Raw genomic sequence first — 12,739 nt, forward strand, 5'->3', positions numbered from 1 at the left:
TGCCACCCCCCCAACCGGTTCCATATGGAACTTTACATGTAGTCCCATTTGGAACTATACTTCCACCATTGGCGCGTGATGCGCAAGGGAGGAGAACATGAAACGATTTCTGAGCCGGGCCTGCGCCCTGGCGATCGGCGCGGCACTGGGGCTTGCCGCCGGTACCGCCTCGGCCCTCGAGTTGAAGATGCTCGGCAGTTTCCCCGAGGGCTTCGTCTTCACCGAGCAGATCGCCAAGCCGTTCATGGCGCTGGCGACGAAGGATTCGGGGGGCGAGCTGACCTTCACCTACACCGGGCCCGACGCGGTGCCGGCGCTCGAACAGTTCGAGCCGGTGCAATCGGGGGTCTTCGACCTGCTCTTCGCCCATCCCGCCTATTCGGCCGGGGTCAGCCCCCTGGGCCTCGCCATCGACGCGATCGCGACCGACCCGCAAAAGCGCCGCGACGGCGGGATCATCGACTATATCGACAGCTACTATCAGAAGAACTTCGGCATGAAGCTGATCGCGGCGCCGGCAACCGGCACCAAGGGCTTCCGCTTCTTCCTCAAGGACCCGATCACCGGCAGCCCGGCGCTGGCCGGGCGCAAGATCCGCGCCACCGTCTCCTATTTCCCGATGATCGAGGCGCTTGGCGGCACCGGCGTGGTGATGGGCGGCGGCAACGTCTACTCGGCGCTGCAGACCGGGGTGGTCGATGGCGCGGCCTGGGGCCTGACCGGGGCCAAGGACTTCAAATGGTATGAAGTCAGCAAATACATGGCCGATCCGGTTTTCGGGCAAGTCGGGGTGATGATCTTCATGAACCTCGACCGCTGGAATTCGCTGACGCCCGAGGAACAGGCCGCGCTCCACAAGGCGGCGATCACGCTCGAAGACGAGAGCATCCCGCGCTTCGACAGTCTCGCGGCCACCGAGAAGGCGGATTTGCTGAAGCTCGGCATGAAGATGACCGATTTCCCGCCCGCCGAGGCGGCGCAGCTCGACAAGCTCTGGTCCGACGGGGTCTGGGCAGTGGCGATGAAAGGCGCGCCCGAGGCCGTCGCAGGCCTGCGCGACCTCGCCCGCAAGGCCGGGCTGTCGGACTGAGATGACACCCCTCGGCCGGTTCCACGACCTCACCTCCCGCGGGCTCTTCGCGCTCGCGGGGGGGGCGCTGGTCGCGGCGCTCTTCCTCTACGTCTTCGAGGTGATCGCCCGCTACCTCTTCGCCGCGCCCACCGTCTGGTCGGGCGAGGCGGTGCAATATGCGCTGGCGGTGGTGATCTTCACGGCGCTGCCCGAGATCACCCGGCGGGGCGCCCATGTCGCCATCGACATGGTGCCCGAGGCGCTGAGCGGCCGCCCGGCGCTGTGGCTCGGGCGGTTCAACGTCGCAATTGCCACGCTCGCCTGCGCCACCGCGGCGGGGATCGTCGGCAAGGAATCCCTGATCCAGTTCCGGCGCGGACTGATGACCAACGCCGCCATCCCGGTGCCGCGCTGGTGGATCACCGCGATCATCGCGCTCGGGCTGGCCAGCGCGGCGCTCCACCTCGCCCGCCGCTTCGCGAGGCCGCTATGAGCTGGGCACTGTTCCTGATCGTCGCCATCGGCCTGCTGCTGGCGCTTCTCTTCGCCGGGGTGCGGATCTTCGCCGGCTTCCTCGCGCTCAACCTCGTCGGCGTGCTGCTGCTGATCGGCCCGCGCGGCTTCGGCCTGTTCACCAACTCGATCTTCGAGACCGCGACCTCGCCGTCGCTGATGACCGTGGCGCTGTTCATCCTGATGGGCGAGGTGCTGTTCCGTTCCGGCACGGTGGACGTGCTGTTCAACAGCGTCGACCGGCTGGTCGGGCGGCTGAAGGGGCGGCTTTACGTGGTGACGATCCTGCTTTCCACCGTGTTCGGCGCGCTCTCGGGTTCTGCCGTCGCGGTCGCCGCGATGCTCGGCCGTTCGGTGCTGCCGCTGATGGAGGCGCGCGGCTACGACCGCCAGCTTTCCGCCGGCACCATCCTCGCCGGCGCCAGCCTCGCGCCGATCATCCCGCCGAGCCTGATGGCGATCGTGGTGGGCTCGCTGGCCGACGTCTCGATCGCCGGGCTCCTCGTCGCCGGTATCCTGCCCGGGCTGGTGTTCGCGGCGCTGACGCTGGGCTATGTCGCGCTCGCCACCCGCGGCGAGGCGCCCCCCGAGGCCACCGCCCCCAAGGGTTCGGCGCTGAAGGCGCTGCTCGGCATGACGCCGTTCCTGCTCGTCATCTTCATGGTGATGGGGCTGATCATGCTCGGCATCGCCACGCCGTCGGAATCGGCCGCGACCGGGGTGATCGGCGCGGCGCTGGTGGCGGCGCTGTTCGGCCGGCTGAATTTCGCCATGCTGCGCGAGGCGGTTTCCTCGGCGGTGCTGACCAGCGGGGTGATCCTGATCATCATCTGCTCGGCCAAGCTGTTCAGCCAGCTCCTGTCGCTCGCCGGCGCCACCCGCGGCATGGTCGAACTGATCGGCCATCTCGGGCTCGGGCCCGACCTCACCTTCCTGGTGATGATGGCGATCCCCTTCGTGCTGTGCATGTTCATCGACCAGATCGCCTTCATGCTGCTGGCGATCCCGATCTATCAACCGATCGTCGCCGCCATGCATTACGACCCGATCTGGTTCTGGACACTGTTTCTCATCAACCTCACCGTCGGCAGCCTGACCCCGCCCTTCGGCTACACCCTCTTCGCGCTCAAGGGGGCAAGCCCCGGCCTGACCACTGCGCAGGTGTTCCGCGCCGCCTGGCCGGTGGTCGCCATCTTTCTCGCCGGCATGGCGCTGCTCTGGGCCATGCCCGGGATCGTCACCACCATTCCGAGGATGCTGTGATGGACTGGCGCCGTCACGACACCGCGCGGGCGCATTTCATCGCCTCGTCGGATGAGCCCGGGTTGCGCCTGCATCTGCGTGCCCACGAAGACGACCCCGCCCGCCCGCCGGTGCTGTTCGTCCATGGCGCCACCTATGCCAGCCGGCTCTACGACATCCCCCATCCGGGGGCGAGCTGGTTGAAAGCCGCGGCCGCGGCGGGCTTCGCCGCCTATGCGCTCGACATCCGCGGCTACGGGCGCTCGCGATCGGCCGCGATGGCGGCGGCAACCGGGCCCTATGCCCGGGCGACCGAGGCGATCCGCGACATAGATGACGCGATGCGTTGGCTTGCCGCCCGCCACGGCCGCAGGGCGCTGCCGCTGGTCGGCGGGTCATGGGGCTCGATCACCACGGCGCTCTACACCGCGACGCTCGGCGCCGGGCGGGTCGCGCGGCTGGTGCTCTACGCGCCGATCTTCGCCGCGCCCAATCCGGGCTGGCACGCGCTGCTGGCCGATCCGTCCGATCCGGCGCGGCTCAATCCCGCCTTCGGCGCCTGTCGCTGGGTGACCGAGGCCGGCACCCGCGAGCGTTGGGATGCGGAGATACCCGAAGGCGCCGACTGGCGCGACGAGGCGGTGCTGCAAGCACTTTTCCTGTCGTCGCTGGCCGACGACCCGCTGGCGGCGCAACAGTCGCCCCCCGCCTTCCGTGCGCCGAACGGAACCTTCTGCGACCTGTGGCAGGCGTTCAACGGCCGGCCGCTCTACGATCCCGGCGCGATCCGCTGCCCGGTGCAGCTGCTCCGGGGAGGCGCCGATCCGACCTCGACCCGGGCCGACGCGCTGGCGCTGTTCGACGCCCTTGGCAGCGAGGAACGCCAATATGTCGAAATCGCGAACGGTGCGCATTTCGTCAGCGCCGAGCGTCAAGCTCCGGCCGTCTTCGCGGCGGCGAACAGCTTCCTTGCCGGCTGACGGAGCCGTTGACCTCGACCGCGCTCGCCCTCCTGACGCCCGTCAGCGAAATCGCCTGAAGAAGCGGGCCCTGTCATAGAGCCCTTCCAGCCGCTTCATTCTCGCGTGGGTCTCTTGCCAGGTCAGGTCCTGCACCGCGGCCAGTAGGGTTTCGACCAGCACGAGGATCGAGACGGTAGAGTCCCACGCCGAAGGCACCTCGACATGTGCCCGCAGCGTATGGCGGGCGAGGCTGGCAGCCGGCGAGACCCATTGATCGGTAATCAGCACCACCTCGGCGCCCTGGTCGACGGCCATCTCGGCGACCTGCAGGACCGTATTCTCGTAGCGGCGGATGTCGAAGACCAGGGCCACGTCGCCGGGGCGAATGTCGAGCAGCGCCGGCGGCCAGGCATTGGCCATGTCCGACATCAGCGTCACCCCGGGCCGCACCACCTTCATGTGGGTCACGAAGTGGTCGGCCATCGTGTGGGTGATACGGCCGCCGAGCGCGACGATCTGGCGGCCCGGATCGGCCAGCAGGGCGGCGGCGGCATCGAACTCGGCATGGTCGATCTGGCCCAGCGTCGCCTGCAGGTTGGCCACGACCGCATCGGCGAAACGGTTGAGGATATGGGTGTCGGGCACGCCGCCGGCCCAACGCTGGTGCTTGGCCAGCGGCGAGACCAGCATCTCCTCCACCTCGGTCCGGAGCGAGGCCTGGAAGTCGGGATAGCCCTTGAAGCCCAGCTTCTGCACCAGCCGCACCACCGTCGGCGTCGACACCCCGGCGGCCTTGGCCAGCGCAGTGATCGAACCCAGCGCCGCGACCGGGTAATGCGACAGCAAATGAGTGGCGAGTTGGCGCTCGGCCCGGGTCAGGCCGGTCAGCGCCGCCTGTATCTTCTGCGAGATCGTCTCGACGGTCTCGGTCACTCGTCCCTCCTGTCCGTTCGGGCCTGCTGCCCAGAGAATATGCGCCGGTGAAACTTTTTTAACAAGATTTCAGCACAAGAAACATTCTTGACAGAACGTATCTCGATCGGTGAGCCTTGAGTCAGATTCCCGTGATCAAACCGTGAGCGATATCCGTGCCGAGCACTTCCGAGAGTCCTCCTGCCGAGTTCACAGCGCGCGTCGAGAACCGCGATGCGCGGGGCCGGATCGTGCTGGTCTGCGAGCATGCCAGCAACGCTTTCCCCGACGTCTTCGGCACGCTGGGGCTGAGCAACGAACTGCAATCGGCCCATATCGCCTGGGACCCGGGCGCGCTCGGGCTGGCGCGAGGACTGGCCCGGCGCCTCGACGCGCTCCTGGTCCATGCCCCGGTGTCGCGGCTGGTCTTTGACTGCAACCGCCCGCCGAACGCCTCCGGTGCGATCACGCCACAATCCGAGATGTATCCGGTGCCCGGCAATGCCGGCCTCGCCCCGGAGGGGCGACTGAGCCGAGTCGAGGCGGTCTATCTGCCGTTCCAGAACGGCCTCCACAGCGAGATCGCCCGCCGCCTGACACGAGGCCCGGCTCCGGTGATCGTCACCGTGCACAGCTTCACGCCGAGTTGGTTCGGAACCCCGCGCGACGTCGAGCTCGGGATAATCCATGACGAGGATCCCCGCTATGCCACGGCCGTTCTGGCCGAGGCCCGGGCGCGCACCCGGCTGAAAACCGAACTGAACGCCCCCTATTCCGCAGCCGACGGGGTCACCCATACGCTGCGCCTGCAGGCCCAGCCATACGGGCTGGCCAACGTCATGCTTGAAATCCGCAATGACCTGATCGCCGATGCCGAGGCCGAAGAAGCGATGGCCGAAATGCTCGCGCCGGTACTCGAGGCGGCACTGGCGGCAGTCGACATCCCACAATCGACCGAAATCCGAGGATAGGAGAACCATGCCCCGCGCCATCGTCGCCTATGTCCGATTTGTCGACCGCCTGAATTATCGGGTCGGCCGCTTTGCCATGTATCTGCTCTTCGTGCTGATGGGCATCCTGCTCTATTCCTCGGTCACCAACATCCTGCGCCAGAACGCGATCTGGACGCTGGAAATGGCCCAGTTCACCATGGTCGCCTATTACATGCTGGGCGGACCCTATTCGCTCCAGCTCGACAGCAACGTGCGCATGGACCTGCTCTATCACCGCTGGTCCGACAGGACCCGGGCCTGGGTCGACGCCTTCTCGGTCTTCGCGCTGATCTTCTACCTCGTCATCCTGCTCTACGGCGCGGTCGACAGCACCACCTATTCGCTGACCTATAGCGAACGCAGCCCGACCGCCTGGCGGCCCTATATCGCGCCGATCAAGATCGTCATGGTGGTCGGCATCTTCCTGATGCTGCTGCAGTCGATCTCGTTCTTCTTCCGCGACGTCGCCCGACTGCGCGGGGAGGAGATCTGATGTCCTATGACATGATCGCCATCATGATGTTCAGCACGATGATGCTGATGATGATGACCGGACAGAGGGTGTTCGGCGCCATCGGCTTCGTCGCCGTGCTGGCCTCGGTGACGCTCTGGGGCACCGGTGGCACCGATCTCGGCTTCGCCGCCGCGATGAAGCTGATGAAATGGTATCCGCTGCTGACGCTGCCGATGTTCATCTTCATGGGCTACGTGCTGTCGGAAAGCCGGCTGGCCGACGACCTTTACAAGATGTTCCACGTCTGGATGGGGCCGGTCCCGGGCGGGCTGGCGATCGGGACGATCCTGCTGATGGTCGTGATCTCGGCGATGAACGGCCTCAGCGTCGCCGGCATGGCGATCGGCGCCACCATTGCCCTGCCCGAACTTCTCAAGCGCAACTACGACAAGCTGATGGTGACCGGGGTGATCCAGGCGGGATCGTCGCTCGGCATCCTGGTGCCGCCCTCGGTGGTGCTCGTGCTATACGCCATGATCGCGCGCCAGCCGGTCAGCCAGCTCTGGCTCGCCGGCGTCTTCCCCGGGCTGCTGATGGCGGCGATGTTCATCGGCTACATCTGGATCCGCTGCAAGATCACCCCGTCGCTGGGCCCGACCCTGCCGCCGGAAGAACTCGAGCAGATCACGCGCGAGGAGAAGCTCCACCTGCTGCGCGCCGGCATCCTGCCGCTGGTGATCTTCGTCACCATGATGGTGCCCTTCATCCTGGGATACACCAGCCTGGTCGAAAGCTCGGTCGTCGGCGCGATGGCCTCGGTCTTCGCCGCGGTGGTCAAGCGTCGCTTCACCCGCCGGGTCTTCGAGGTGGCGACGCGCGAGACGCTGGCGATCTCGTGCATGTTCATGTGGATCATCCTCGCCGCGCTGGCCTTCGGCGCCGTGTTCGACGGCCTGGGGGCGGTGAAGTCGATCGAGGGCTTCTTCGTCGACCAGCTCGGCCTGTCGCCCTGGGAGATCCTGCTGCTGATGCAGCTGAGCTACCTGATCATGGGCACCTTCCTCGACGACACCGCGATGCTGGTCATCGTCGCGCCGCTCTACGTGCCGCTGGTCAAGCATCTCGGCTTCGACCTGATCTGGTACGGCGTGCTCTACACCATCACCTGCCAGATCGCCTACATGACACCGCCCTTCGGCTACAACCTGTTCCTGATGCGGGCGATGGCGCCGAAGGAAATCACGATCCACGACATCTACCGTTCGATCGTGCCCTTCGTCGGCGTGATGATCGTTGCTCTCGCGATCGTCACGGCCTTCCCCCAGATCGCGCTGTGGCTGCCGCATTACGTCTATCAGAGATGACACTAGAGGGGCGGCCCGAACCGCCCCCATCCAACCTGCCCCGCGGGGCTCTGACCGCCCGGACCGCCCGGGCCCAACAGAACGAGGTAAGACCATGACCACAAGACGCAAGTTCCTAACCCATGGCGCGCTTGCCGGCGCCGCCACCCTCGCTGCGCCTGCGGTGCACGCCCAGTCGGCGCCGATCAAGTGGCGGATGCAGACCTATGCCGGCCCGGCGCTGGGCGAACAGGTGATCGACACCTGCATCAAGCAGTTCAACGAGATCGCCAAGGGCCAGATGGAGATCGAGCTCTACTACGCCGACCAGCTGGTGCCGACGGGCGAGCTGTTCCGGGCGATGCAGAAGGGCACCATCGACGCGGTGCAGTCGGACGACGATTCGATGGCCTCGCCGACCGAGGTGACGGTGTTCGGCGGCTATTTCCCGCTCGGCCTGCGCTACTCGCTCGACGTGCCGGCGCTGTTCAACCACTGGGGGCTCGACGAGATCTGGAAGGCGGAATACGCCAAGGTCGGCGTCAAGCACATCTCGGCCGGCTCCTGGGACCCGTGCAACTTCGCCACCCACAAGCCGATCAACAAGCTCGACGACCTCAAGGGCCTGCGCGTCTTCACCTTCCCGACCGCCGGCCGCTTCCTCAGCCGCTTCGGCGTGATCCCGGTCACCCTGCCCTGGGAGGATGCCGAGGTCGCGCTGCAGACCGGCGAGCTGGACGGCATCGCCTGGTCGGGCATCACCGAGGACTACACATCGGGCTGGGCCAACGTGACCGAGTACTTCCTCACCAACAACATCTCGGGCGCCTGGATCGGCCATTTCTTCGCCAACATGGACCGCTGGAACGAGGTGCCGCCGCATCTGCAGACGCTGATGCAGGTCTGCTTCAACTCCTCGCACTACCACCGCCAGCACTGGTACTGGAACGGCGAAGCCAGCCTGCGGGTCAACAAGGACAAGCTGAAGTCGACCACCATCCCGGATGCGGAATGGGCCAAGGTCGAGGAAGAGGCGCACAAGTTCTGGGACGAGATCGCCGCCGAAAGCGAGCTCAAGGCCAAGGTCGTCGGCATCTTCAAGGCCTATAACGAGACCATGGTCAAGGCGGGCACGCCCTATCGGTATTCCTGATCCTCGGGACCGGATTGACAAGGTGGGCGCGGGCATTTCCTGGCCGCGCCCGCTGCACAGAAAGTTGGACAGGACGTTTACCGAATGCCAGGCAACATGACATTTGAGGCGCTGCGGGAGGCGGTATCTTCCGGCGCGGTGGACACGGTGATCGTGGCCGGGATCGACATGCAGGGGCGGCTGATGGGCAAGCGTTTCCATGCCGCGCATTTCGTCGACAGCGCCCATGCCGAGACCCATTGCTGCAACTACCTGCTGGCGACCGACCTGATGATGGCCACCGTGCAGGGCTACAAGGCGACCTCGTGGGAGGCGGGCTACGGCGATTACGTGCTGCGCCCCGACATGGCGACGCTGCGCCTGGTGCCCTGGCTCGAGGCCACCGCGCTGGTCTTGTGCGACATGCTCGACCACGCCACCCACGAGGAGGTTCCGCATTCGCCGCGCGCCCTGCTCAAGGCGCAGATCGCGCGCGCCGAGGCGCTGGGGCTGACGCCGATGATGGCGACCGAGCTCGAGTTCTTCCTGTTCGAGCAGAGCTACGCCGAGCTGCGCGACGCCGGCTGGCGCGACCCGAAGACGCTGGGCGGCCACAATGTCGATTACGCGATCTTCGGCACCACCAAGGAAGAAGAGGTGATGCGCGCGATCCGCAACGGGCTCTACGGCGCCGGGGTCACGGTCGAATGCTCGAAGGGCGAGGCCGAGATCGGCCAGGAAGAGATCAACGTCAAGTATTCCGATGCGCTCGACACCGCCGACATGCACGCGATCACCAAGAACGGCTGCAAGGAGATCGCCTTCCTCAAGGGCCGCTCGGTCACCTTCATGGCGAAGTACCGCGCCGACCGCGCCGGCTCGTCGAGCCATGTCCACCAGTCGCTATGGTCCGGCGCGACGTCGGCCTTCCTCGACCCGGCGGCGGCGCACGGCATGTCGGAAAAGATGCGTGCCTACCTGGCCGGGCAGCTGAAATACGCGCGCCAGATCACCTATTTCCTGGCGCCCTACGTCAACAGCTACAAGCGTTTCACCGAGGGGCTGTTCGCGCCGACCAAGATCGTCTGGAGCCTCGACAACCGCACCGCCGGCTTCCGCGTCTGCGGCGAGGGCACGAAGGCAATCCGGATCGAGTGCCGGATCGGCGGCTCGGACCTCAACCCCTACCTGGCGATGGCGGCGCTGCTGGCCGCCGGGCTGGCCGGGATCGAGGAGGGGCTGGAGCTTGAGCCCGAGACCACCGGCGACGTCTATCATGCCGAGGGCGTGACCGGGGTGCCGCGCACGCTGGGCGAGGCGGCGGCCGAGATGACCGGCTCGGCGATGCTGCGCGCGGCCTTTGGCGACGCCGTCGTCGAGCATTACACCCGCGCCGCGTTGTGGGAGATCGAGGAACAGAACCGCACCGTCACCGACTGGGAGCTGAGCCGCGGCCTCGAACTCGCCTGAGCCCCCTGCCCCACGGCGCCGGGCCGGCCTTTACACCTCTGCCCCGAGCCGACATCACATCCAAACCGCCGCGACGAAGCGGCAGGAGCCACAGAGGTTCTCATGAGCAAGACAATCCAGTGCATCTCGCCCGTCGACGGCCGGGTCTATGCCGAACGCCGCGCGCTGCCGCTCGACGAGGCGCGGGCGGCGGTGGCGCGCGCCCGCGCGGCGCAGGCCGCCTGGGCCGCGCGCCCGCTGGCCGAGCGCACCAGGCTGGTGATGGCCGGCATCGACGCGCTCGGCGCGATGAAGGAGCGGGTGGTCGAGGAACTGGCTTGGCAGATGGGCCGGCCGGTGCGCTATGGCGGCGAGTTCGGCGGCACCGAGGAGCGCGCGCGCTACATGGCCTCGATCGCCGAGACCGCGCTCGCACCTATGGTGATCGAGGACAGCGACAGCTTCCGGCGTTATATCGCGCGCGAGCCGGTCGGCGTGGTGCTGATCGTCGCGCCGTGGAACTACCCCTACATGACCGCGATCAACACCCTGATCCCGGCGCTGATCGCCGGCAATTCGGTGGTGCTGAAGCATGCCAGCCAGACGCTGCTGGTCGGCGAACGGCTGGCCGAGGCGATGCATGCCGGCGGCGTGCCGGAAGAGGTGTTCCTCAACCTCGTGCTCGACCACGCCACCACCGAGGCGCTGATCGGCGAACGCGGCTTCGACTTCGTCAACTTCACCGGCTCGGTCGGCGGCGGACGGGCGATCGAGAAGGCGGCGGCGGGCACCTTCACCGGCGTCGGGCTGGAACTTGGCGGCAAGGACCCGGGCTATGTCATGGAGGACGCCGATCTCGACGCCGCGGTCGACAGCCTGATGGACGGCGCGATGTTCAACGCCGGCCAGTGCTGCTGCGGCATCGAGCGAATCTATGTCCACGAAAGCCTCTACGACGCCTTCGTCGCCAAGGCTGTGGCCTGGGTCAATGCGCTGAGGCTCGGCAACCCGTTCGATCCCGACACCACGCTGGGGCCGATGGCGCATGAACGCTTCGCCCGGGTCGTGCGCGCGCAGATCGCCGCCGCGTTGGCCGAGGGCGCCGAGGCGCTGATCGACCCGGCGCAGTTCCCGAAGGACGATGGCGGCGCCTATCTCGCGCCGCAGATCCTGGTGAACGTGAACCACGAGATGCGGGTGATGCGCGAGGAAAGCTTCGGCCCTGTGGTCGGCATCATGCCGGTGGCGGACGACGAAGAGGCGATCGCCGCCATGAACGACAGCGACTACGGGCTGACCTGCTCGCTCTGGACGCGCGATGCCGGGCGCGCCGCGGCGATCGGCGCGCGGCTGCAGACCGGCACCGTGTTCATGAACCGCTGCGACTATCTCGACCCGGCGCTGTGCTGGACCGGCTGCAAGGAGACCGGCCGCGGCGCCGGGCTGTCGGTGCTCGGTTACCAGTCGGTGACGCGGCCCAAGTCCTACCATCTCAAGAAGGTGAAGACATGACCCTCACGGCAAACTGGTCCTACCCGACCGCGATCAAGTTCGGCGCCGGGCGTATCGCAGAACTGGCCGAGCAGTGCAAGGCGGCCGGGATGACGAAGCCACTCTTGGTGACCGACCGGGCGCTGGCGGCGCTGCCGATCACCGCCCGGGCGCTCGACATCCTCGACGCCGCCGGGCTGGGCCGGGCGGTGTTCTCCGAGGTCGACGCCAACCCGACCGAGGCCAACATGGAGGCGGGCCTGACCGTCTACCGCGCCGGCGGCCATGACGGCGTCGTCTGCTTCGGCGGCGGTTCGGCGCTCGACCTCGGCAAGATGATCGCGCTGATGGTCGACCAGTCCTGCAGCGTCTGGGATCTCGAGGATGTCGGCGACTGGTGGACCCGCGCCAACCCCGACACGATCGCGCCGATCGTCGCCGTGCCGACCACCGCCGGCACCGGCTCCGAGGTCGGCCGCGCCGGGGTGCTGACCAACGCGAAAACCCACCGCAAGAAGATCATCTTCCATCCCAAGCTGCTGCCCGCGGTGACGATCTGCGACCCGGAGCTCACCGTCGGCATGCCGAAGTTCATCACCGCCGGCACCGGCATGGATGCGCTCGCCCATTGCCTCGAGGCCTATTGCAGCCCGCATTACCACCCGATGAGCCAGGGCATCGCGCTGGAAGGCATGCGGCTGGTGATCGAGAACCTGCCGCGCGCCTACGCGACGCCAGACGACATCGAGGCCCGCGCCCACATGATGAGCGCGGCGGCGATGGGCGCGGTGGCGTTCCAGAAGGGGCTCGGCGCGATCCACTCGCTCAGCCATCCGATCGGCGCGGTCTACAACACCCATCACGGCACCACCAACGCCGTGGTGATGCCGATGGTGCTGGACTTCAACCGCCCGGCGATCGAGGCGCGCCTGGCCCGCGCCGCCGCCTATCTGGACATCGCCGGCGGCTTCGACGGCTTCCGCGCCCGGGTCATGGAGCTGCGCGCCGCGCTGTCGATCCCGGAAAACCTGTCGGCGATGGGGGTCGAGGAGAGCCGCCTCGATGAGCTCACCGAGATGGCCCTCGAAGACCCGTCCTGCGGCGGCAACCCGGTCGAGATGACGCGCGAGAACACGCGCAAGCTGTTCCAGGACTGCCTCTGAGCGCGGCGGGCGCC

12 protein-coding genes are annotated in these 12,739 nt (G+C 67.2%); 11 read left to right on the plus strand and 1 reads right to left on the minus strand.

Going from position 1 to position 12,739, the window contains the following annotated elements; all coding sequences use genetic code 11:
* Nucleotides 1–97: 97 nt before the first annotated feature.
* The 4 genes from dctP to ACFOES_RS06585 are packed head-to-tail and all read left to right on the plus strand — an operon-like array spanning nt 98 to nt 3,807.
* A complete protein-coding gene (gene dctP, locus ACFOES_RS06570) occupies nt 98–1,090 on the plus strand; it encodes a TRAP transporter substrate-binding protein DctP (protein ID WP_377832399.1) in 993 nt (330 codons plus the stop codon).
* 1 nt (nt 1,091) lies between these two features.
* Nucleotides 1,092–1,565 carry a TRAP transporter small permease gene (locus ACFOES_RS06575; RefSeq protein WP_377832400.1) on the plus strand — a complete coding sequence of 158 codons (474 nt, stop codon included), beginning with the start codon at nt 1,092–1,094 and terminating at the stop codon, nt 1,563–1,565.
* On the plus strand, nt 1,562–2,848 hold the full coding sequence (locus ACFOES_RS06580; protein ID WP_377832401.1) for a TRAP transporter large permease: 1,287 nt from the start codon (nt 1,562–1,564) through the stop codon (nt 2,846–2,848). The genes ACFOES_RS06575 and ACFOES_RS06580 overlap by 4 nt, the downstream gene beginning before the upstream one ends.
* A complete protein-coding gene (locus tag ACFOES_RS06585) occupies nt 2,848–3,807 on the plus strand; it encodes an alpha/beta hydrolase (RefSeq protein WP_377832402.1) in 960 nt (319 codons plus the stop codon). Before ACFOES_RS06580 ends, ACFOES_RS06585 begins: the two co-directional genes overlap by 1 nt.
* Nucleotides 3,808–3,849: 42 nt before the next feature.
* Here ACFOES_RS06585 and ACFOES_RS06590 read toward each other — a convergent pair whose 3' ends face one another.
* On the minus strand, nt 3,850–4,722 hold the full coding sequence (locus ACFOES_RS06590) for a MurR/RpiR family transcriptional regulator (protein WP_377832403.1): 873 nt from the start codon (nt 4,720–4,722) through the stop codon (nt 3,850–3,852).
* 155 nt (nt 4,723–4,877) lie between these two features.
* Between ACFOES_RS06590 and ACFOES_RS06595 the strand changes: the two genes are divergently transcribed.
* The 7 genes from ACFOES_RS06595 (at nt 4,878) to ACFOES_RS06625 (ending at nt 12,725) form a co-directional block, all read left to right on the plus strand.
* Entirely contained in the window at nt 4,878–5,672 is a 795-nt protein-coding gene (locus tag ACFOES_RS06595) for an N-formylglutamate amidohydrolase (RefSeq protein WP_377832404.1), read from the plus strand.
* 7 nt (nt 5,673–5,679) lie between these two features.
* On the plus strand, nt 5,680–6,186 hold the full coding sequence (locus tag ACFOES_RS06600; RefSeq protein WP_377832405.1) for a TRAP transporter small permease subunit: 507 nt from the start codon (nt 5,680–5,682) through the stop codon (nt 6,184–6,186).
* The gene (locus tag ACFOES_RS06605; RefSeq protein ID WP_377832406.1) at nt 6,186–7,511 is read left to right on the plus strand and encodes a TRAP transporter large permease; all 1,326 of its coding nucleotides are present in this window, start codon (nt 6,186–6,188) and stop codon (nt 7,509–7,511) included. Before ACFOES_RS06600 ends, ACFOES_RS06605 begins: the two co-directional genes overlap by 1 nt.
* 94 nt (nt 7,512–7,605) lie before the next feature.
* Complete coding sequence (locus ACFOES_RS06610; protein ID WP_377832407.1) at nt 7,606–8,643, plus strand: TRAP transporter substrate-binding protein; 1,038 nt, start codon at nt 7,606–7,608, stop codon at nt 8,641–8,643.
* An 84-nt stretch (nt 8,644–8,727) separates the two neighbouring features.
* The gene (locus ACFOES_RS06615; protein ID WP_377832408.1) at nt 8,728–10,092 is read left to right on the plus strand and encodes a glutamine synthetase family protein; all 1,365 of its coding nucleotides are present in this window, start codon (nt 8,728–8,730) and stop codon (nt 10,090–10,092) included.
* A gap of 102 nt (nt 10,093–10,194) precedes the next feature.
* Nucleotides 10,195–11,583, plus strand: coding sequence for an aldehyde dehydrogenase family protein (locus ACFOES_RS06620; RefSeq protein WP_377832409.1), 1,389 nt, complete (start codon nt 10,195–10,197; stop codon nt 11,581–11,583).
* Nucleotides 11,580–12,725: an iron-containing alcohol dehydrogenase gene (locus ACFOES_RS06625; RefSeq protein WP_377832410.1), complete on the plus strand. Its 1,146-nt coding sequence runs from the start codon at nt 11,580–11,582 to the stop codon at nt 12,723–12,725. The genes ACFOES_RS06620 and ACFOES_RS06625 overlap by 4 nt, the downstream gene beginning before the upstream one ends.
* Nucleotides 12,726–12,739 lie beyond the last annotated feature (14 nt).

Source organism: Acidimangrovimonas pyrenivorans (assembly GCF_042643245.1).
Taxonomy (GTDB): Bacteria; Pseudomonadota; Alphaproteobacteria; order Rhodobacterales; family Rhodobacteraceae; genus Acidimangrovimonas; species Acidimangrovimonas pyrenivorans.